Below are 20263 nucleotides of genomic sequence, written 5' to 3' on the forward strand. Positions count from 1 at the left end.
TCTCTGCCCGCATTAATTAGCGCCAGATATACGTTCGCGGCAGCCCTCTGGATGTTAGTCAAGAACGTCTTAGCCTCCAACGGAACGGTGGTCGGAAGATGAAAAAAGGCAACCCCGCACTGCCGCCTCTGGACTATCTTCTGGCGTTCGAAGCAGCGGCGGAACACATGAGTTTCGTCGGCGCATCAAGCAAACTGAACATCAGCGAAACCGCGATCAGCCGGAAAGTGCGGCTGCTTGAATATCACTATAATGTGCCATTGTTCATGCGCGGCCACCGATCCATCCATCTGACGCCACAGGGCGAACGATTCTTGAACCTGATAAAGCCCGCCTTGCAAAGCCTGCGTGACACGTCGCGGCGCATCGTGTCGGAAGACCAGATCAAATCCGTCACACTCGCCGCAACGAATTCGGTCGCGGCGCTTTGGCTTATGCCGCGTCTACAGGTATTCCGCCGCGACAACCGAAGCATCAAGATCAAGCTTGTTGCCTCGGACGACGATTCGGAATGCCTGAACGATGCCGTGGATCTGGCAATCCTGCGCGGAAATGCTGAATGGCCAAGCCATGAGGCGCAACTCTTATTTGGAGAAACCGTTTTCCCGGTCTGCTCGCCTGACTATCTCGCCGCGAATCCATCAGCAGCAAATCTTGCAGCGTTAGGCGAGCAGGACCTGATCGAAGTGAGCTCGGAACACAAGGAATGGATGAACTGGAAATCCTGGGTGTCCGAAATCGACGCCGGCGGGAGCGAACCGGAACAGGCTGCGCTTTTCAACACATATCCGCTGGCAATACAGGCCGCAGTAGATGGGCTGGGGTTGGCACTTGGCTGGGGCCATCTTGTCGACGGACATCTTGAAAAAGGCACGCTGGTGCGCCCGATGGGGGATTTGCGGGTGCGGACCAATGAAGGATATTACCTGCTTCGCCCCAAGAAAAGGGAACGGTTCGACGAATGTCAGATCGTCGAAAAATGGCTGACCGATGTCGCAGCAGCCTTGCCCAGCTATGCGGACTGACAGCACAGAAATCTGACATATGTCGGATTTGAACAGGTGTTCGTCCGATCAGAACCTTAACATTTCAGCTGAACGGCTCAATATCGTGTCTCAAATGAATGAGGTCGTTCCATGCGGTATTCGGGTCTACGAGTCATCAAGGAAGCTTTGACAGGGCACAAGGGTTGGCAGCCCGCGTGGCGCGATCCTGAGCCTCAGTCTTCCTATGACTACATCATCATCGGCGGCGGCGGTCACGGGCTGGCCACTGCCTACTATCTGGCCAAGAAATACGGCAAAAGCCGGATTGCCGTTCTTGAAAAGGGCTGGATCGGTGGCGGGAATGTGGGCCGTAACACCACGATTATCCGGTCGAACTACCTTCTTGATGGCAACGAGCCATTTTATGAATACTCGCTGAAACTCTGGGAAGGGTTGGAGCAGGAACTGAACTACAACGCGATGGTCAGCCAGCGCGGGATTCTCAACCTGATCCACACCGATGCACAGCGCGACGCCTTTACCCGGCGCGGCAATGCGATGATCCTGAACGGTGCGGACGCCGAAATGCTGAGCGTCGACCAGATCAAGGCACGTTATCCGTTCCTGAACTTCAACGACGCGCGCTTCCCGATCAAGGGCGGGCTGGCCCAGCATCGCGGCGGCACCGTGCGCCATGACGCCGTGGCCTGGGGCTATGCAAGGGCCGCCGATAGCCTTGGTGTCGATATCATCCAGAATTGTGAAGTGACCGGCTTTCGCATCGAAAATGGCAGTTGCCTGGGCGTCGAGACCTCGCGCGGGTTCATTGGTGGCACCAAGGTTGCCAGCTGCGTCGCGGGATCGTCGTCCCGGCTGATGTCGAAAGCGAATATGCGGCTGCCCATCGAAAGCACCGTGTTGCAGGCATTCGTGACAGAAGGGCTGAAGCCGGTCCTGCCCGGCGTCATCACCTACGGCGCGGGCCATTTCTATTGCAGTCAGTCCGACAAGGGCGGGCTGGTCTTCGGCGGCGATCCAGACGGCTACAACAGCTACGCGCAGCGCGGCAACCTGCCCGTGGTCGAGGATGTCTGCGAAAGCGGCATGGCCTTGATCCCGGCCCTTGGCCGTGCGCGTTTGCTGCGGATGTGGGGCGGCATCATGGACATGTCGATGGACGGCTCTCCGATCATCGACCGCACCGACATCAACGGGCTCTATTTCAACGGCGGCTGGTGTTATGGCGGCTTCAAGGCAACGCCGGCATCGGGCATGTGCTACGCCCACCTTCTGGCCACCGACGCCCCGCACGAATTCGCCACCGCATATCGTTTCGATCGCTTCCGCCGCGGATACATGATCGACGAAAAAGGTATGGGCGCCCAGCCCAACCTGCATTGAGGAGCCGTCAGACATGATTATTAATCACCCTCTTCTTGGCCCCCGCGACGCGCAGGAATTCACGTTTCTTGGCGATGCCTCGCTGATCGACCGACCCGACTGGGAGGCAGAGGATGCCGCGGAAAAATTCTACGAATACGCGTATCTGCGCGACAATCCGGCCGGGCTCCACCGCGAGCTGTGGTTTCACGAAACAGGCGACCGATCTTGGCTTGTCGTCACGCGGAATACGCTGACGCATGAGATCACGGACGTCGAAATGGCCTCCGATGTGGCTCGCAGCAAGGGGCGCAGCAAATGAGCGACAACAAACAGACGAATCGCCTGACCGGCGGCCAGATTGATACTTCGCGGTCACTCAGATTCAGCTTTGACGGCAAAAACTATGCGGGTCATCCCGGTGACACGCTTGCCTCTGCGCTGCTGGCCAACAATGTCCGGCTGATGGGCCGGTCGTTCAAGTATCACCGTCCGCGCGGCGTGCTGGGGTCCGGCAGTGAAGAACCCAACGCGCTGGTCGAGCTGCGCAGCGGCGCACGGCAAGAGCCGAACACCCGCGCGACCACGGCGGAACTTTTTGACGGGCTGGAGGCGAAAAGCCAGAATCGTTTTCCGTCGTTGAAATTCGACGCCATGGCGATCAATGACCGGTTTTCGAATTTTCTGACCGCCGGTTTCTACTACAAAACGTTCATGTGGCCGGCCGCTTTCTGGGAAAAGCTGTATGAGCCGATCATCCGCAAGGCCGCAGGGCTTGGCTCGCTGTCTTTGCAGGACGATCCCGACGAATATGACAAGGGCTTTCTGCACTGTGATCTGCTGATCATCGGGGGCGGGCCTGCGGGGCTTGCTGCGGCTCTGCGCGCGGGGCGTGCCGGGGCGCAGGTCATCCTTGCGGATGAGGATTATGTCTTTGGCGGCCGTCTGAATGCCGAAACCCACGAAATCGGAGGCGAGACCGGACCGGCCTGGACCGCAGCCGCAATGGCTGAACTGGACGCGATGCCGAATGTGCGCTGCATGGCGCGCACCAGCGTGCTGGGCGCGTTCGACCACGGCATATACAGCGCGGTAGAGCGTGTCAGCGATCACCTCGCCGTGCCGTCCAAGGGCAAGCCGCGGCAGATCCTGTGGCGCATCTATTCCAAGCGGGCCTTGGTCTGTGCGGGGGCCATCGAACGGCCCATCGCGTTCGAGAACAATGACCGCCCCGGCATCATGCTGGCAAGCGCCATGCGCGCCTATGCCAATCGCTGGGCCGTGACCGCAGCACCGCGTGTGGCCGTCTTCACCAATAACGATGACGGGCACCGCACCGCCGTCGATCTGTTGGCCAAGGGCGTCAAGGTCACAGCCGTGATCGACACCCGCGCGGATGCCCCGCGCATCGCCGATTGCGAGTTGCTGGCGGGGGCGCAGGTCATTGATACCGCAGGACGTCTGGGGCTGAACTATGTCAAGATCCAGCAGGCCGACGGCAGCGAACGCACCATCGAATGTGGCGCGCTTGGCGTTTCGGGCGGCTGGAACCCCAATGTTCACATGACCTGCCATCAGCGCGGCCGTCCTGTGTGGAATGACGCAATCGCCGCCTTTGTGCCGGGCGACACCGGCACACCGGGGATGTCCGTCGCCGGGGCAGCGCAAGGCGACTTTTCAACCGCGTCCGCCTTGCAGACCGGCAGCGACAAGGCTGCCGCCGCTTTGCACGATCTGGGCATTGATGCTCCCACCATCGAGCTGCCACAGGCCGAGGATACGCCCGTAAACCTGCAACCGTTCTGGTATGTCAAACACGGCAAGGGCCGCGCGTGGCTGGACCAGCAGAACGATGTGACGGTCAAGGACGTCAAGCTTGCGCATCAGGAAAACTTCCGCTCGGTCGAACATCTCAAGCGCTATACGACGCTGGGCATGGCCACGGATCAGGGCAAGACTTCCAATATGGGCGGCCTTGCGATCATGGCCGAGCTTGCGGGCAAATCCATCCCCGAGGTCGGCACGACCATGTTCCGCCCACCGTATACGCCCGTCCCGATGGGCACGATGGGTGGTCGCGCGCGCGGTAAGCATTTCCACCCGGTCCGCGAGACACCAAGCCACAAGTATTCCACCGAGAACAACGCAACTTTTGTCGAAGTCGGCAATTGGCTGCGCGCGCAATGGTTTACCAAACCCGGTGAAACCCATTGGCGGGAAACTGTCGATCGCGAAGTCAATGCGGTGCGCGGATCGGTTGGTGTCTGCGACGTGACCACCTTGGGCAAAATCGACATCCAGGGCACTGACGCGGCGCAGTTTCTGAACAAGGTCTATGCCAACGCATTCGCCAAACTGGCCGTCGGCAAGACGCGCTACGGGCTGATGCTGCGCGAGGACGGCATCGCGATGGATGACGGCACCACCGCCCGCCTGGCCGAAGATCAGTTCGTGATGACGACGACCACAGCCAACGCGGTCAATGTCTACCGGCATCTTGAATTTGTTCGCCAATGTCTGTTCCCGGACATGGACGTGCAACTGATCTCGACGACCGAGGCCTGGGCACAATATGCCGTGGCAGGACCAAATTCCCGCAAGCTGCTGCAAAAGATCGTGGACCCTGAATTCGACATTTCCAACGAAGGGTTCGAGTTCATGGCCTGTCGCGAGATCACCGTCTGCGGTGGCCTGCGTGCGCGCCTGTTCCGGATCTCCTTTTCCGGCGAACTGGCGTATGAAATCGCCGTGCCGACGCGTTATGGTGATGCGCTGTTCCGCAAGATCATGGAAGCGGGCCAAGAATTCGATGTCGTGCCATACGGCACCGAGGCTCTTGGCGTGATGCGTATCGAAAAAGGCCACGCCGCAGGCAATGAGCTGAACGGCACGACCACGGCGCTGAACCTTGGTATGGGGCGAATGGTGTCCAAGAAGAAGGACAGTATCGGATCCACCTTGTCAGAACGCGAAGGCCTGAACGAACCGGATGCGCTGATGCTGGTCGGCTTCAAACCTGTCAACAACGCTGACAAGGTCACGGCTGGCGGTCACTTGATGACCAAAGGAACGCCGAAGGATGCCGAACATGACCAGGGCTATATCACCTCCGCCGCCTTCTCTCCGAGCCTGAATTCGTCCATCGGGCTGGGCTTTCTCAAGGATGGTGGCAACCGCCTTGGCGAGGTCATGATCCTCACGACACCGCTGACAGGCGCGGATGTCGAAGTTGAAGTCGTCAGCGCCCATTTCGTCGATCCCGAAGGAGAACGGCTCCGTGCATGATTTGAAACCGCTCACACCGCTTGGCAGCACCACTGCGCAAATCGACAGATTCGCCGGGTTGACCATTTCTGAATGTCCCGATTGGGCGCTGGCATCCCTTGCCGCCCGACGCGGACGCGAGCAAGACACCGCGACCGCTGCGCAAAATCTGCTTGGCACGGCTCTGCCCGATGTCGCGGCCACTGCGACGAGCGGTGATTTCACCGCGTTCTGGACCGGACCGCAGCAATGGATGATCGAGGCACCGCATGACAGCCACGAAGAATTGGCAACAGAGGTCAAATCTGCTGTCGGCGATGCGGCGTCGGTCACCGAACAGACCGATGGCTGGTGTCGATTCGACCTTGAGGGCACGCGCTGCCACGACGTTCTGGAACGTTTGTGCAACGCGGATACCCGTGCAATGACACAAGGTCAGGTCACCCGAACACGGCTGGAGCATCTGGGATGTTTTCTGATCTGCCGCACGAAAGACGCGCATTTCAGCGTGATCGGCCCGCGTTCATCGGCAGGTTCGATTCATCATGCCCTGACCGTCGCGGCGGCCAGTGCTATTTGAACGAAGTCACGGTCAACGGCACCCGCGTTAGGTCGAAGGGATCGAGACGTTGTTCTCGACCCGGAACATATTGATGGTCTTTCGATCTTCGCGGGGGCTGATGCCGAATGTATCCCGGTAATGGCGCGTCATCGGTGCGGTGCTGACATAGCCGACCGCGTTTGCAATTTCCGACATCGTGTCGCGGGAATACAGCACAAGTTGCCGGGCAGCCTTCATTCGCAGCGCGCGATAATAATGCGACGGGCTTTGACCGGTGGCCTGTTTGAACACGCGTTCAAGCTGACGGGTCGAAACACCAACTGCCTGCGCAACTTCATCCAGCCCGACCGGGTCCTGAATGTGCTCGGCAAATATCTCCACAGCTTGCGCCACGGCGGGTGGCAACATATCGGATGTGCTCTGCTTTCCGACAGTCGGAATTTTCTGCCGAACCCCTGCCCCACGCACAAGCGGATGCTGGAACCAGCATGCCACTTCGGTTGTAACCTCTTCGCCAAGCCGTTCTTCGATCAGATGCAACATCAGATCGAACGCCGCGGCCGATCCTGAAACGGTAAGACGCCCCCGATCTATATTGATCACGTCGTCGGTCATGACATGGTCAGGAAACTCGGCGGCGAACGCCGCTTCGTAGCACCAGTGAACGCTGCATTTATATCCCGACAGCAACCCAGAACGTGCAAGCGGAAAGACGCCGCCGCTGATGCTCCCCATTTGCACACCGTGACGTGCCAGACGCCGTAAGTGGCCATCTGATGCCTTTTTATCCACGAACCGTGATTGTGGGCTGCTCAGCAGGAACAGGAAATCCAGCTCCGCCGCCTGGTCCAATGAGGCGTCCGGGTCAAACCCGACATCCGCACTTGACGACACCCGAGACCCCGTCTCGGAAAAAAGTAGCCATGAAAAGGCCTTTTCTCCCGCGATTTCATTCGCAGCCCGCAACGGTTCTATTGCGGATGTCAGACAGGCCATCGGAAAACCGGGATAGATCAAGAACCCCAATGACGTTGATTTGTTGGTGCCATTCATGGCTGCTACCTGTGTGCATATTGCCAGCGCAAGCTATTGTGCGCCGGTCTGCGGTTGAAGCAGATTCCCTTCAACTATATGTTACGTTTAAGGGATTGAAGGTAAAGGCGATACATAATGAAGAAGGCGAAGAGCGAGGCCGACAGGTCGTCAAAAGTGTTGTCTCAAAACCCCCATAAGGTCGGCGGCGAACGAGAAAAAGTTCTTGAAGTCGCCATTGGCAAAGAAGTCAGAGCCTTTCGTCGACAGCAAAATATGACGGTATTCGAACTTGCCGAAGCAACAGGCCTTTCGATCGGCATGTTGTCCAAGATCGAAAACGGCAATACGTCGCCGTCGCTGACCACGCTACAGGCCTTGTCCCATGCGCTTAGTGCGCCGTTGACTTCGTTCTTCCGTGGATTTGAAGAAAGCCGAAGCGCGGTTCTGACCAAAGCCGGTGAAGGCGCGGAAATATCGCGCCGTGGCACACGCGCAGGGCATCAGTACAATCTACTGGGTCATATCGGCTCGAATGCCAGCGGTGTGGTGGTCGAACCCTACCTGATCACATTGTCAGAAGAATCCGATATTTTTCCGGTCTTTCAGCATGACGGAATTGAGACGATTTACATGCTGGAAGGTGAAATCGACTATCGGCATGGCAACGACCTTTATCCGCTAAGGCCCGGTGATACGTTGTTTTTTGATGCCGATGCCCCACATGGCCCGGAAGTGCTGGCAAAGCTGCCGGCACGCTATCTTTCGATTATCGCCTATCCGCAATCAAGCTGAAGCGCTTGTCGCCTTTGTAATATGGGCTCGGGCCAGGCGAGCGCCATCGCGAAACAGAGCGCCAGCCAAGCTGACAATAACAAAAACGGAGATGTCCTCTGTGCGCGATTGCCACGCGCGTCGCGGATCTTTGGTAACACCGGCATTTCCCGCGGCAGGCAACCCAGCCGCGGAATTATGCGGTCGCCCTAGTCCGGCCAGACGCCATCCGATGTGGGTGCGCCATCATCGAACTTCGACAGGTAGTCGACAATCAGCGGGCGGTTGTCGATGAAACCTTTATAGGTGGCCAGTTCTTCCGGAACATCGCGGATGACACGATGCAGGCGACGGCCCCATTTCGGAATGGTGACCAGATCTTCCAGCGAAATCAGATAACACCGGATTGGAAAAACCATCCCGTTTGAACGCGGGAGCCGAAAAAAGGTCTGCAACTCAACCCGCAGATATTGTTTCTGGCCGACATTTTCCGGTGTCAGCGTCGTCTTCTGCGCACCCCATTTATGATAGTTTTCCGGGCTGGTATCGAGCAGCGGATTGACCGTCATCGTCCAGTTCAAGCGGCGCGCCGGCATCCCTTGCTGGATGTTCAGCAGGAATTTCAGCGCGCGCTTGAAAATCCCCATCTCATGCGCCTTGGGCACCGGCGCGTGCCATTCGAAAAAGTTCATCCCGATGTCGAAATCCAGCGACCAGTCCGCCTGGGTGGTGACCATGCCGGCATCCATCCACAGGTTCTCGTCGCGCTGGTCCAGCAAGGCGAAATCGCCCTGGGTCTGGCGGGTGATATATTCCATCGGACCATAAGGCAGCGTAGATTCGTCCATGAAAACGAACTTCTGTTCGATTCCCAACGGCTTGTTGATCCAGTGCCAGTTGTTGCCATCGCGGTGCAATTCGAACAGATCCGGATAATCCTCGGATTTCGAGACCATGATCAGTTCAAGCAAGTCCCAGCCCGCCAGCGTCATATGTGGCAGGGACTGGCAGCGCAGCGGATCCTCGTCCAGCACAAGTGCCCGGTCCTTCATCTCCGAGATGTAATGTTCATCCACGTCAAAGCGCTTTTCATAGATACTGCCCTCTGGGCCGCCCTGATGCTGCTCCATGTTGACCGAATACATGTAACTGTCTTCATGGAACGGGAACGGAAAGCGTTTGATCGCCCGCTCGGAGTTCGTGAAAGTGTAATCGTCGCGGAATGTTTCGTCGTTGAATTGAATGGTCATCGCGGTCTCTCCCTATCGGTCCAACACGATAATCCTGCCCTCGAATCTGCTGACGCAGGGCATGATTTTCTTGCCGCTCTCCTTTTCGTCGTCCTCCAGCCAATGATCCCTGTGCAGGATTTCGCCATCTGCTTCCAGAACGTCTGTTTCACATTGTCCACATGCACCGCCGCGGCACAGATACGGCGCATCGACACCGGCAGCTTCAATCGCTTCAAGCAAGCTCTGGTGTTCGCCGACTTCAAACTCCAGGTCGGACTTCGCCAGTTTCACCGTGAAAGGCTTGCCAGATTGCGGGGCGAGGAATTCTTCGTAATGCACGGCTTCGCGCGGCCAACCCAGACGCTCTGCCGTGTCGCGCACCCAGTTGATCATACCTTTGGGGCCGCAAATGTAGATATGCGTGCCCAAGGGCTGGCCATCCAACAGGTTTTCCAGATCAAGGGCTTGCCCGTCATCGTCGAAATAGACATGCACATTGTTGGGATGTGCCGTCGTCAGATCGTCGACATATGATCCCAACGCCTGATTGCGGCAGGCATAGTGCAGCTCGAAGCGACCATTGGTGGCAGAAAGCTGCTTGATCTGTGCCAAAAACGGGGTGATCCCGATCCCGCCCGCAATCATCAGATGCTTGCGCGCGCGCAGGTCCAACGCGAACAGGTTGACCGGATAGCTGATCACCATCTCGTCGCCGATCCGCACATTCTTATGCAGGAAAAGCGACCCGCCCCGGCCGGCATCGTCCCGCCGCACCGAGATGGTATAGGCATGCCGGTCTGCCGGGTCCGACATCAGGGAATAGGGGTTCAAGCGGGTTGTTTCGCCATCCTTCATCTCGATCACGGTATGTGCCCCGCCCGAGAATGTCGGTAGCAATCCGCCATCCGCGCGCTCGAACTTGAATCGCGTGACCAGCTCATTAAGCGGTACGATGTCGGTGACAACGACGTCAATCTTGTTGGTTCCGGCGCTCATGAGTACAACTCCCGCTTTGGAGGCACGTTGCCTGGGTCTTCGGCATCAACACAAACGCCCTGGAACGCAGCGATCCGACGGGAATAGTGATCGCGCACAAACAAGTTCAGCCCGCAATGCGAGCATGTGAACGGATCGGTCACAACATTTTCGGTGATGCCCTTGCAGTGTACGCATTGCATGCGTCGCGCGACAGAACCACGATGTTCGGTCTGGATCGCGGTATGCGGAATGCCGGCGTTGGTGGCTTCTGACATTGCCTGCCCTATCAGGCCTTCGGTGCCTGCCAGGTAGACCTGCAAACCCATATGGGCGTCCTGCAATATCCTGCGCAGACGCGGGACGGCCGCGCTATAGCTTGGCCCGACATAGAGTTTGGAAGGTGAAATTGCCTTTAGCTTTTCAGCATACCCGGTGTCGTCTGCGGCAGGGAAATACATGATTTGGGCATGCGCGATCAGATCTGGATCTTTTTCCACAAGATCAAACAGCGCCTCGGCACCCTCGGCGTCCGCGATCATCAGATGGTGCTTGCCGGATCGCGGCTCCAGCGTTCCGTAGACGGGTCTGCTTGTGATCGATGGCGGGAATTTGAACGTGCTCATTCTTGATTAACTTCCCCTGCTGGTATGATTATTTATAAAGGCGCGGCGTATTGAACGCCGCGCCGAAGTTGTGATCAACCCTTGGCCGTACGGCGTTTTTTGTCCGGGTCGTGGAATGGCAGCGAATGCGCAACGCATTTGATCTCGCCGCTTTCGTTCTTCACCGTCATCTGGGTGCCGTCCACCGCGCAATCCACCGGCATCCGGGCGATGCCGACGTTCCATTCGTTCAGCGGTGAATACATCCCGATGGTCACGACGCCCACCTGCTTGCCGTCCTTCAGCAGAGGCGCGCCTTCTTCGGCAGGCTCTTTGCCTTCCAGTTTGACACCGTAGATCTTGAACCGCTCCTTGCCTTTGAGGCGGTAATGTTCCTCGGCACCGCGGAATCCGGTCTTGCCCGGCGATACGGTGAAATCCAGGCCCAGCTCCCATAGCGTGTCGCCGGCCTTTTCATTCTCGAACGGGTACATTTCCGAGTTGTCATACGGATAGAACAGCAGATAGCTTTCCGCACGCAGCAGATCGAGTGTGGTGAAACGTGTCGGGATGATGCCCTTGGGCTTGCCCTTTTCAACCAGCGTATCCCAGATATGCGGCGCGTCCTGCCCGCGGCAGAAAATCTCGTAGCCGCGCTCACCAGTATAGCCGGTGCGCGAAATCGTCACCGGCTTGTCGAACAGTGTCGTGTGCTGGTGACTGAAATAGACCTGATCGCGAATGCCCGGCACGCCCTGCTCTTCCAGGAAGTCGACAGCTTTCGGACCCTGCAAAGAGATGTCGTGCAGGTTGTCGTCAAACCGCACATCCACGTCGCGACCTGTGGCCGCCATCGTCAACTGCTCATGGCCGCCGCCCGTACCGTGAACCACCATCCAGGAATTCGGCCCCATGCGGTAGATCACGCAGTCGTCGATGAACTTGCCTTCATCGTTCAGCATGCAAGCATAGGACGAACGGCCTGGCTTGATCTTCTCGACGTTGCGCGTGGTGGCGCGGTCGATCACATGCGCGGCATGCGGGCCGACCAGATGCACCTTGTGCAGCCCGGAAACGTCCATGAACCCGGCATTCGTCCGAATCGCCATGTATTCCTCGGTCTGGTCCTTGTCATAGGTCCAGGCCGTACCCATTCCGCCCCAGTCCTCCAGATTGGACCCCATTGCGCGGTGACGGTCGGCCAGGGCCGAAAACCTCCAGGATGCTGTCATGTCAAACTCCTTGATTCACTACGACCACTGGCGCGCAGAGGTCGTTTCATTCAATTCCGGGCCTGGGGCGATAGCCCCAGCCGATGAAACCAAACCAAGCCTAACCATCTTCCAGCCCATATTAGCGAAAAATTACTGAAGGCGTTGGCTGCAAAATTCATCGGCAACCCTCTGAACAGTTGACAGGTGTCTCTCAAAAAAAGCAATACTTAACGAAAAATAGTTTCCTGACAGGCAAGTTTTGCCATATTTAATGATTAAACGGGCCGAGCTTTCGAAAGAAACTTACCACCGCAAAAACGATAAAAAATCACCAACAAGGAGCAACATGATGGTTTCAACAACCGAAAACGCCACGCAATCTGCGGGCGATGGCACCCTCCACCGGGCGATCGGGTGGAAAGACGCCTTTTGGATGGCCTCGGGCGTGCCGGCGCTCGTCCTGTTTTCCATTGGAGGAATCGCCGCAACAGTAGGAAACCCATCCTGGGCCATATGGATGCTTTCCGTGTCCTTCGGCTTTCTGCAAGCCTTTGTGTATGCCGAAATAGCCGGGCTTTTTCCCAGCAAATCCGGCGGTGCGTCGGTCTATGGGGCCGCTGCATGGGTGCGCTATTCCAAGGTGATCGCGCCCCTGTCGGTCTGGTGCAATTGGCTGGCCTGGACGCCGGTTCTGGCGATCGGCGGCGGTCTGGCGGCGGGATATGTCCTGACGTCCCTGTTCGGAGCCGATGCGACCGTCAACGCGTGGCAAATCACACTGCTTAATCTGGATTTTCTGAACGAAGGTCTGACCCTTCGGATCAACGCCACCTCCATCGTGGGCACCGTGATTTTGCTGCTGGTTTTCATGGCCCAGCATCACGGCATTTCCCGCGCGGCCAAGATCCAGACAATCATGGGCGTCGCCGTGATGATCCCGCTCCTTATCGTGGGGCTTGTACCGATTCTCTCTGGTGATGTTCTTTCGACGAATCTTCTGCCCCTCGTTCCCAACACGGGATCGTGGAATATCGAGGGCACAACGCTGTTCCTCGGCGGGTTGTTCATCGCCGCATGGTCTGCCTATGCCTTCGAAACCGCGATCTGTTATACCAGCGAATTCCGCGACCCACAGCGTGACACCGTTCGTGCGATCATTGCGGCGGGGGTTGTCTGCGTCGTGATCTACACGCTGGTCCCGATCAGCTTTCAGGGCGTTCTGGGCGTTGAAGGCATGCTGGAGCCTGGAATCGTTGACGGCTCTGCCGTGGCAGGTGCCATGGCCGGCATGGTCGGCGGTGGTTCCATCATTGCCAAGATCATGGTTGTGATGCTGTTTCTGGCACTGGTGCTGGCCATCATGACATCGATGGCGGGATCGTCACGGACACTGTATCAGGGATCGGTGGATGGCTGGTTGCCGAAATTCCTGTCGCGCACCAACGAGCACGGCGCGCCGGTCAACGGCATGTGGACAGATCTGGGCTTCAACCTGATCCTGCTGATGATGTCCGATTACCTGTTCGTCCTGGCGGTTTCCAACTGCTGCTATCTGGTGTTCAACTTCCTGAACCTGCATTCGGGCTGGCTGCACCGGATCGACAACGCCAATGCGACACGTCCGTGGAAAGCACCGACAATCATGCTTTGGATCGGTGGCGGGCTTGCCTTCGTGAATGCGGTTCTGTTGGGTGCGGGCGCGAATGTCTGGGGTGAAGGCACGATGCGCTCTGCGATCATCGCGATCGCGATCATTCTGCCCGTCTTCGCCTATCGTCACTATATCACCGACAAGGGTCAGTTCCCCGCCAAGATGCTTGAGGATCTTACCATCGGTGGCAACACGGATATCAAGATCCGCAAGGCGGGCATGAAGCCTTACCTTACGCTCGCGGCCGGAATTGCGGTGGTCATAGCGGCCAATCAGATCTTCCAGCTTGGGTAATCGCTGTTGAATCCACCCCGACGGCGCGCACGAAATCAACATGTGCGCGCCGTTCCTCTTGTGAAAATAATATTCTTCCTAGTTGAATATTCTTTTGCCGAGTGCTAATCTAGAAAATGAAACTCGCAGAAAGGATCAAAGCGATGTGTGGTATCGTTGGACTCTTCCTAAAGGATAAATCGCTCGAACCTAAATTGGGCGAAATGTTGACCGATATGCTTGTGACCATGACCGACCGGGGGCCCGATAGCGCCGGGATCGCGATCTATGGAAACGGGTCTGATGAAGGCGCCAAGATCACGGTGCAATCCGATAATGCAGACCAGGACTTTGCCTCGATCGGTGACGAACTGGGTCACGCGATCGGTGCCAATGTCAAAGCCGAACGCAATGACACTCATGCCGTTCTGTCGATGCCTGCCGACAAGATCGCCCATGCCCGAGAGATCCTGAGCGAAATCCGCCCGAACGTCCGGGTAATGAGTGCTGGCTCGTCGCTTGAGATCTACAAGGAGGTCGGTCTGCCAAAGGACGTGGCGGCCCGCTTCCACGTCGAAAAAATGAGCGGAACGCACGGCATCGGTCACACGCGCATGGCGACCGAATCGGCTGTCACCACAATGGGTGCACACCCGTTCAACACCGGTTCCGATCAGTGTCTCGTGCACAATGGTTCCTTGTCGAACCACAATTCCCTGCGCCGCAAGCTGCGCCGGAACGGCATCCTCATTCAAACCGAAAACGACACCGAAGTGGGCGCAGCCTATCTGACATGGAAGATGCAGAACGGCGCCACACTGGGCGAAGCTCTCGAATCTTCTCTGGATGATCTCGACGGCTTCTTTACGTTCGTCGTCGGAACAAAGGACGGCTTTGGTGTCGTGCGTGATCCCATCGCCTGCAAACCCGCCGTCATGGCAGAGACAGATCAATATGTCGCTTTTGGGTCGGAATACCGTGCGCTGGTAAACCTGCCCGGCATCGAGACCGCCCGCGTCTGGGAGCCGGAGCCCGCCACCGTTTACTTCTGGTCCCATAGCGACGATCCCACCAAAATCGAGAAGGCCGCCTGAGATGCAGACCATAGACCTTGAGGCAAACGGGCTTCGCGCCCTTAACGAGCAGCTGCACGCCCAGGCTGCTGACACCAACCAGACCGCATGGGAAATTGTGAACGCCAGAGGCAGCCACGCCATTGCGGTCGGTCTGGACGCTCCTATCGAAGTGACGGTCAAGGGATCGACCGGATACTATTGTGGCGGCATGAACAAGCAGGCGACGATCAATGTGCACGGCTCTGCCGGGCCTGGCGTCGGTGAGAACATGATGTCCGGCACCATTGTCGTCGACGGCGACGCCAGCCAGTATGCCGGGGCGACCGGTCACGGCGGATTGCTTGTCATCAAAGGCAATGCGTCTTCGCGTTGCGGCATTTCGATGAAGGGCATCGACATTGTCGTGCATGGCAATATCGGCCATATGTCGGCCTTCATGGCGCAATCGGGCAACCTTGTGGTGCTCGGGGATGCCGGGGATGCACTTGGCGACAGTTGCTATGAGGCGCGGCTTTTCGTGCGCGGCAAGGTCAAGAGCCTCGGCGCGGATTGCGAGGAAAAGGAAATGCGGCCCGAACATATCGAAATCCTCAAGGATTTGCTGGAGCGCGCAGGTGCCGATGCCAAGCCGGAAGAATTCACACGCTATGGCTCGGCTCGCAATCTTTACAACTTCGACGTCGATAACGCGTCGGCCTACTGAGGAATATGTCCATGAAAGACCAGGAACACAGAGGCATCCCGACGACGACGCCGCGTCAGTCTGCGACATTCTCACAGGACGTCAACAGCGACATCCGCCGCGCCGCCGCGACGGGCATCTATGACATCCGCGGCGGTGGCGCAAAACGCCGGGTCCCCAACTTCGACGATCTGCTTTTCATGGGCGCGTCGATCTCGCGCTACCCACTGGAAGGTTACCGCGAGAAATGTGAAACGAAAGTGACGCTTGGCACCCGTTTCGCGAAGAACCCGATCGAGCTTGATATCCCGATCACAATCGCGGGCATGAGCTTTGGCGCGCTGTCCGGTCCTGCCAAAGAAGCACTTGGCCGAGGTGCCAATGCGGCAGGCACATCGACAACCACCGGCGACGGCGGCATGACCCCCGAAGAGCGCGGACATTCGTCCAAGCTGGTCTATCAGTACCTTCCCTCGCGTTACGGGATGAACCCCGACGATCTGCGCAAGGCTGACGCCATCGAGATCGTGGTCGGACAAGGTGCAAAGCCCGGCGGCGGCGGCATGCTGCTGGGGCAGAAGATTTCCGACCGTGTGGCGGAAATGCGCAATCTGCCGAAAGGCATCGACCAACGCTCGTCCTGTCGCCACCCCGACTGGACCGGCCCCGACGATCTTGAAATCAAGATCCTCGAACTGCGCGAGATCACCAATTGGCGCGTGCCGATCTACGTCAAGATTGCCGGTGCACGGCCCTATTTCGATACCACGCTCGCGATCAAGGCAGGTGCCGACGTCGTTGTGCTTGACGGCATGCAGGGTGGGACGGCCGCTACACAGGATGTCTTTATCGAACATGTGGGGCAGCCGACTTTGGCCTGCATCCGCCCCGCCGTTCAGGCCCTTCAGGATATGGGAATGCACCGCGAAGTGCAGCTTGTCGTCTCCGGCGGTATCCGGTCTGGTGCCGACGTGGCCAAGGCGCTGGCACTGGGTGCAGACGCCGTGGCAATCGGGACCGCCGCGCTGATCGCGCTTGGCGATAACGATCCCAGATGGGAAGCGGAATACAACAAGCTCGGCACGACAGCAGGTGCCTATGACGACTGGCACGAAGGGCGCGACCCTGCCGGGATCACCACGCAGGATCCCGAGCTTATGGCGCGCTTCGATCCGATCGAAGGTGGCCGTCGCCTGAAGAACTATCTCAAGGTGATGACGCTTGAGGCTCAGACGATTGCACGGGCCTGTGGCAAGAACCACATGCACAACCTGGAGCCGGAAGATATGGTTGCCCTCACGATGGAAGCCGCCGCAATGGCGCAGGTTCCGCTGGCAGGGACCAACTGGTATCCTGGCAAAGGTGGCTTCTGAAGCACAGATCATGCGACACCTGTCCGGGTGTCGCATTTTTTTACATTGGGGACAGACCGCAAAAAGGCCGCCCAAACAAGCCAAGAAACTGGGAGAGAGTTCTGATTATGGCAAAAGATCAACTTGTTCAGACATCTGAAATAGACCTTGAGGCGTGGGGAAAAGAGCGCGGCATCAAGTATTTCATGGTCAATTTCACCGATCTTTTGGGAGCGCAGCGCACCAAGCTGGTGCCGATCCGCGGGATTGCGGGAATGCAGGAAGGCGGCGCAGGTTTCGCGGGTTTTGCCGGCGGAATGGATTACACCCCCGCCCATCCGGACATGTTGGTCATGCCCGATGCCGATGCCGCCATTCAGGTGCCTTGGCAGCCCGACATGGCGTGGGTTCCTGGCAACCCCGTGATGAAAAACGAATATTCCGCACAGGCACCGCGCAACGTGCTGCGAAAGCAGATTGCCGAAGCCGCGGAACTGGGCTTGCATGTCAAGATTGGTGTCGAGCCGGAATTTTCCTTGCTGACACCCGATGGCAAGGCCTTGGCGGATGATCTCGATACGCGGGTCAAGCCTTGTTACGATCAGCAGTCGATGATGCGCAACTATCACATCATCCGCGAGATCAGCGAATACATGCTTCAGCTTGGCTGGGGCAATTACCAGAACGACCACGAAGACGCCAACGGCCAGTGGGAAATGAACTGGGATTTCGACGATGTGCTTGCGATGGCCGACCAGCTCAGCTTCTTCAAATTCATGGCGAAATATGTCGCTGAAAAGCACGGTATGCGCGCAAGCTTCATGCCCAAACCGTTGCCGACCCTGACGGGCAATGGCCTGCATGCGCATATCTCGGCTTGGGACGGAACGGGTGAGGATGCCAAGACCAACCTCTTTGCCGGGTCCGATGACACGCCCACAGGACGCTACGGTTTGTCCGAAACCGGCAAACACTTCCTTGGCGGCATCCTCAAACACGGAAGCGGCATGGCCGTGATCTGTTGCCCAACCGTCAACAGCTACAAGCGCATCGGCGCGCCAAGCACCGCATCCGGGTCGACTTGGGCACCCAACAGCGTAACCTGGGCCGGCGATAACCGCACGCATCTGGTGCGCGTGCCTGGCGGCGGACGCATGGAACTTCGCCTGCCCGACGGCTCCGCGAACCCATACCTGATGCCCGCCGTGATCATGGCCGCCGGCATTGATGGGATCCGCACAAAAGCAGACCCCGGAGAGGCCAAGGAAATCGACATGTATGTCGATGGCCATCAGATAAAGGACGCACCGAAGCTGCCACAGAACATGCTGGATGGTCTGCGCATGTTCGAAGCGGATAACGTCCTGACCTCGGCGATGGGTGACGAATTTTCCAGCGCCTTTCTCAAGCTGAAGAACAAGGAGTGGGGCGAGTATTCAAGCCACTTCACCGAATGGGAAAGACAGCACACGCTGGATATCTGACCTTCAAGAAACGAAGCTATGAAAAGCCGCACCGACCATCAGCGTCAGGTGCGGTTTTTGTTTGGATCTACCTGTCGAGCTGCGCCAATGCACGCCCAGCAGTATGGCAACGTCTTGATGTTTGGCTGAAGCGTTCAGAAACCGACCTTTTCTTGTCGCCGCCGACTCTTTCAGAGGAAGGTGCATTCAAGCACGACGACAAGAACCAGGACGAGTGAGGGGCCAGCCCCTCACACTCCCCGGAGTATTTTTGCCAATGAGAATTTGAAAGAGGGGCTGGCGAGAGAAGGCGGGGTTCGGGATGACGGAGGCTGGAATATGGTTTTCTAGCCTCGGTCGACTGGTTCTGGACGGCCCGTCTCTGCATCGTTTCCTGTCAGAATGTCCGCCGGAAAGTTATGCCCCGCCCCCGGTGCCTGTCTGGGGGCAGGTGCTGGATGCCGCTTCAGATGTCCGGGTAGATCGGGAAGCGTTTGCACAGCGCTTCGACTTCGGCGCGGATCTTGACTTCGACCTCTGTGTTGCCGTCTTCGCCGTTGGCTGCGAGGCCGTCGACCACCTGGATGATCCAGTCGGCGATCTGGCGGAATTCGGCCTCACCGAAGCCGCGTGTGGTACCGGCGGGGCTGCCCAGCCGGATGCCGCTGGTCACGGTCGGCTTTTCGGGATCGAATGGCACGCCGTTCTTGTTGCAGGTGATATGCGCCCGCCCCAGGGCCTTTTCCGTGGCGTTGCCTTTCACGCCTTTGGGCCGCAGGTCGACCAGCACCACATGCGTGTCGGTGCCGTGGGTGACCGTGTCCAGCCCGCCCTTGATCAGCTGGTCGCTCAGCGCCTGCGCGTTGGCGATGACCTGTTTGGCATAGGTCTTGAAGGAGGGGTCCAGCGCCTCGCCGAAAGCCACCGCCTTGGCCGCGATCACATGCATCAGCGGGCCGCCCTGGATGCCGGGGAAGATCGCCGAGTTGACCTTTTTGGCGATCTCCTCGTCATTGGTCAGGATCATGCCGCCGCGGGGCCCGCGCAGGGTTTTATGCGTCGTCGTGGTGGCGACATGCGCATGCGGGAAGGGGCTGGGATGTTCGCCCGCGGCCACGAGACCGGCGAAATGCGCCATGTCGACCAGCAGATAGGCACCCACGCTGTCGGCGATCTCGCGCATCCGGGCAAAGTCGATCCGGCGCGGAATCGCCGACCCACCGGCGATCAGCAGCTTGGGCTTATGTTCCGCCGCCAGCGCCGCAACCTGATCGTAATCCAGCATATTGTCCTGCTCGCGCACGCCGTATTGGACCGAGTTGAACCATTTGCCCGACTGGTTGGGCCGCGCGCCATGGGTCAGGTGACCGCCCGCATCGAGGCTCATGCCCAGGATGGTGTCGCCGGGTTTGATCAGCGCCTGGAACACGCCCTGATTGGCCTGGCTGCCGGAATTGGGCTGCACATTGGCAAAGCCGCAGCCAAACAGCTGGCAGGCGCGGTCGATGGCAAGGTTTTCGGCCACATCGACCCAGTCACAGCCACCGTAATAGCGCCGGCCCGGATAGCCTTCGGCATATTTGTTGGTCAGCACAGAGCCCTGCGCCTGCATCACCGCCCGGCTGACGATGTTCTCGGAGGCGATCAACTCGATCTCGTCGCGCTGGCGGCCAAGCTCGCCCGTGATCGCGGCAAATACATCCGCGTCACGATCAGAAAGCGGTTCAGTGAAAAATCCTGTG

Annotated in this window: 18 protein-coding genes; 11 read left to right on the forward strand and 7 right to left on the reverse strand. The window is 58.3% G+C overall.

The features are described 5' to 3' along the window. Positions 1 to 98: 98 nt before the first annotated feature. The 5 genes from DMZ65_RS11920 to DMZ65_RS11940 all read left to right on the forward strand — a co-directional run bounded on the left by DMZ65_RS11920 (position 99) and on the right by DMZ65_RS11940 (position 6210). The gene (locus DMZ65_RS11920; protein ID WP_116599102.1) at positions 99 to 1025 is read left to right on the forward strand and encodes a LysR substrate-binding domain-containing protein; all 927 of its coding nucleotides are present in this window, start codon (positions 99 to 101) and stop codon (positions 1023 to 1025) included. Between the two features lie 111 nt (positions 1026 to 1136). Continuing rightward, the gene (locus DMZ65_RS11925; protein ID WP_116599103.1) at positions 1137 to 2387 is read left to right on the forward strand and encodes a sarcosine oxidase subunit beta family protein; all 1251 of its coding nucleotides are present in this window, start codon (positions 1137 to 1139) and stop codon (positions 2385 to 2387) included. Between the two features lie 13 nt (positions 2388 to 2400). Next, a complete protein-coding gene (locus tag DMZ65_RS11930) occupies positions 2401 to 2688 on the forward strand; it encodes a sarcosine oxidase subunit delta (RefSeq protein ID WP_116599104.1) in 288 nt (95 codons plus the stop codon). Beyond that, positions 2685 to 5651: a sarcosine oxidase subunit alpha family protein gene (locus DMZ65_RS11935; RefSeq protein WP_116599105.1), complete on the forward strand. Its 2967-nt coding sequence runs from the start codon at positions 2685 to 2687 to the stop codon at positions 5649 to 5651. The genes DMZ65_RS11930 and DMZ65_RS11935 overlap by 4 nt, the downstream gene beginning before the upstream one ends. Continuing rightward, positions 5644 to 6210 (forward strand): sarcosine oxidase subunit gamma, encoded by a 567-nt coding sequence (locus tag DMZ65_RS11940; RefSeq protein ID WP_116599106.1) that lies wholly within the window; start codon positions 5644 to 5646, stop codon positions 6208 to 6210. The genes DMZ65_RS11935 and DMZ65_RS11940 overlap by 8 nt, the downstream gene beginning before the upstream one ends. A 27-nt stretch (positions 6211 to 6237) precedes the next feature. Here DMZ65_RS11940 and DMZ65_RS11945 read toward each other — a convergent pair whose 3' ends face one another. Next, entirely contained in the window at positions 6238 to 7245 is a 1008-nt protein-coding gene (locus tag DMZ65_RS11945; RefSeq protein WP_116599107.1) for a GlxA family transcriptional regulator, read from the reverse strand. A 117-nt stretch (positions 7246 to 7362) separates the two neighbouring features. On the opposite strand from DMZ65_RS11945, the gene DMZ65_RS11950 reads away from it, so the two are divergent. After that, positions 7363 to 8019, forward strand: coding sequence for a helix-turn-helix domain-containing protein (locus DMZ65_RS11950; protein ID WP_084354871.1), 657 nt, complete (start codon positions 7363 to 7365; stop codon positions 8017 to 8019). Between the two features lie 188 nt (positions 8020 to 8207). On the opposite strand, the gene DMZ65_RS11955 is transcribed toward DMZ65_RS11950, so the two are convergent. From DMZ65_RS11955 to DMZ65_RS11970, 4 genes are all read right to left on the reverse strand, one after another. After that, positions 8208 to 9248: a heme-dependent oxidative N-demethylase family protein gene (locus tag DMZ65_RS11955; protein ID WP_116599108.1), complete on the reverse strand. Its 1041-nt coding sequence runs from the start codon at positions 9246 to 9248 to the stop codon at positions 8208 to 8210. Positions 9249 to 9260: 12 nt separating this feature from the next. Beyond that, positions 9261 to 10226 (reverse strand): PDR/VanB family oxidoreductase, encoded by a 966-nt coding sequence (locus DMZ65_RS11960; RefSeq protein WP_116599109.1) that lies wholly within the window; start codon positions 10224 to 10226, stop codon positions 9261 to 9263. Further along, complete coding sequence (locus DMZ65_RS11965; RefSeq protein WP_116599110.1) at positions 10223 to 10831, reverse strand: dimethylamine monooxygenase subunit DmmA family protein; 609 nt, start codon at positions 10829 to 10831, stop codon at positions 10223 to 10225. Before DMZ65_RS11965 ends, DMZ65_RS11960 begins: the two co-directional genes overlap by 4 nt. A gap of 74 nt (positions 10832 to 10905) precedes the next feature. Then, complete coding sequence (locus DMZ65_RS11970) at positions 10906 to 12042, reverse strand: aminomethyl transferase family protein (RefSeq protein WP_084354875.1); 1137 nt, start codon at positions 12040 to 12042, stop codon at positions 10906 to 10908. Positions 12043 to 12373: 331 nt separating this feature from the next. On the opposite strand from DMZ65_RS11970, the gene DMZ65_RS11975 reads away from it, so the two are divergent. The 5 genes from DMZ65_RS11975 to glnT all read left to right on the forward strand — a co-directional run bounded on the left by DMZ65_RS11975 (position 12374) and on the right by glnT (position 18542). After that, on the forward strand, positions 12374 to 13969 hold the full coding sequence (locus DMZ65_RS11975) for a trimethylamine N-oxide permease (RefSeq protein ID WP_084354882.1): 1596 nt from the start codon (positions 12374 to 12376) through the stop codon (positions 13967 to 13969). 143 nt (positions 13970 to 14112) lie between these two features. After that, positions 14113 to 15042: a class II glutamine amidotransferase gene (locus DMZ65_RS11980; protein WP_116599134.1), complete on the forward strand. Its 930-nt coding sequence runs from the start codon at positions 14113 to 14115 to the stop codon at positions 15040 to 15042. Position 15043: 1 nt separating this feature from the next. After that, complete coding sequence (locus DMZ65_RS11985; protein WP_116599111.1) at positions 15044 to 15727, forward strand: GltB/FmdC/FwdC-like GXGXG domain-containing protein; 684 nt, start codon at positions 15044 to 15046, stop codon at positions 15725 to 15727. A gap of 11 nt (positions 15728 to 15738) precedes the next feature. Beyond that, complete coding sequence (locus tag DMZ65_RS11990; protein WP_116599135.1) at positions 15739 to 17079, forward strand: FMN-binding glutamate synthase family protein; 1341 nt, start codon at positions 15739 to 15741, stop codon at positions 17077 to 17079. A gap of 107 nt (positions 17080 to 17186) precedes the next feature. Next, on the forward strand, positions 17187 to 18542 hold the full coding sequence (gene glnT / locus DMZ65_RS11995) for a type III glutamate--ammonia ligase (RefSeq protein ID WP_116599112.1): 1356 nt from the start codon (positions 17187 to 17189) through the stop codon (positions 18540 to 18542). A 3-nt stretch (positions 18543 to 18545) separates the two neighbouring features. Here the strand turns inward: glnT and DMZ65_RS19700 are convergent, their stop codons facing one another. Both DMZ65_RS19700 and glyA read right to left on the reverse strand, forming a co-directional pair. After that, positions 18546 to 18728: a hypothetical protein gene (locus tag DMZ65_RS19700; protein WP_198662682.1), complete on the reverse strand. Its 183-nt coding sequence runs from the start codon at positions 18726 to 18728 to the stop codon at positions 18546 to 18548. A 259-nt stretch (positions 18729 to 18987) separates the two neighbouring features. Next, a partial coding sequence (gene glyA / locus DMZ65_RS12005) for a serine hydroxymethyltransferase (RefSeq protein WP_232824945.1) occupies positions 18988 to 20263 on the reverse strand: 1276 nt, incomplete at its 5' end.

The organism is Primorskyibacter marinus, from assembly GCF_003313245.1.
GTDB lineage: Bacteria > Pseudomonadota > Alphaproteobacteria > Rhodobacterales > Rhodobacteraceae > Primorskyibacter > Primorskyibacter marinus.

Excerpts from the sequence above, each read along its gene's own strand:
- DMZ65_RS11920 (WP_116599102.1), top strand. The coding sequence starts at position 99 with ATGAAAAAAGGCAACCCCGCACTGCCGCCTCTGGACTATCTTCTGGCG.
- DMZ65_RS11925 (WP_116599103.1), top strand. The coding sequence starts at position 1,137 with ATGCGGTATTCGGGTCTACGAGTCATCAAGGAAGCTTTGACAGGGCAC.
- DMZ65_RS11930 (WP_116599104.1), top strand. The coding sequence starts at position 2,401 with ATGATTATTAATCACCCTCTTCTTGGCCCCCGCGACGCGCAGGAATTC.
- DMZ65_RS11935 (WP_116599105.1), top strand. The coding sequence starts at position 2,685 with ATGAGCGACAACAAACAGACGAATCGCCTGACCGGCGGCCAGATTGAT.
- DMZ65_RS11945 (WP_116599107.1), bottom strand. The coding sequence starts at position 7,245 with ATGAATGGCACCAACAAATCAACGTCATTGGGGTTCTTGATCTATCCC.
- DMZ65_RS11950 (WP_084354871.1), top strand. The coding sequence starts at position 7,363 with ATGAAGAAGGCGAAGAGCGAGGCCGACAGGTCGTCAAAAGTGTTGTCT.
- DMZ65_RS11955 (WP_116599108.1), bottom strand. The coding sequence starts at position 9,248 with ATGACCATTCAATTCAACGACGAAACATTCCGCGACGATTACACTTTC.
- DMZ65_RS11960 (WP_116599109.1), bottom strand. The coding sequence starts at position 10,226 with ATGAGCGCCGGAACCAACAAGATTGACGTCGTTGTCACCGACATCGTA.
- DMZ65_RS11965 (WP_116599110.1), bottom strand. The coding sequence starts at position 10,831 with ATGAGCACGTTCAAATTCCCGCCATCGATCACAAGCAGACCCGTCTAC.
- DMZ65_RS11970 (WP_084354875.1), bottom strand. The coding sequence starts at position 12,042 with ATGACAGCATCCTGGAGGTTTTCGGCCCTGGCCGACCGTCACCGCGCA.
- DMZ65_RS11975 (WP_084354882.1), top strand. The coding sequence starts at position 12,374 with ATGGTTTCAACAACCGAAAACGCCACGCAATCTGCGGGCGATGGCACC.
- DMZ65_RS11980 (WP_116599134.1), top strand. The coding sequence starts at position 14,113 with ATGTGTGGTATCGTTGGACTCTTCCTAAAGGATAAATCGCTCGAACCT.
- DMZ65_RS11985 (WP_116599111.1), top strand. The coding sequence starts at position 15,044 with ATGCAGACCATAGACCTTGAGGCAAACGGGCTTCGCGCCCTTAACGAG.
- DMZ65_RS11990 (WP_116599135.1), top strand. The coding sequence starts at position 15,739 with ATGAAAGACCAGGAACACAGAGGCATCCCGACGACGACGCCGCGTCAG.
- glnT (WP_116599112.1), top strand. The coding sequence starts at position 17,187 with ATGGCAAAAGATCAACTTGTTCAGACATCTGAAATAGACCTTGAGGCG.
- DMZ65_RS19700 (WP_198662682.1), bottom strand. The coding sequence starts at position 18,728 with ATGCACCTTCCTCTGAAAGAGTCGGCGGCGACAAGAAAAGGTCGGTTT.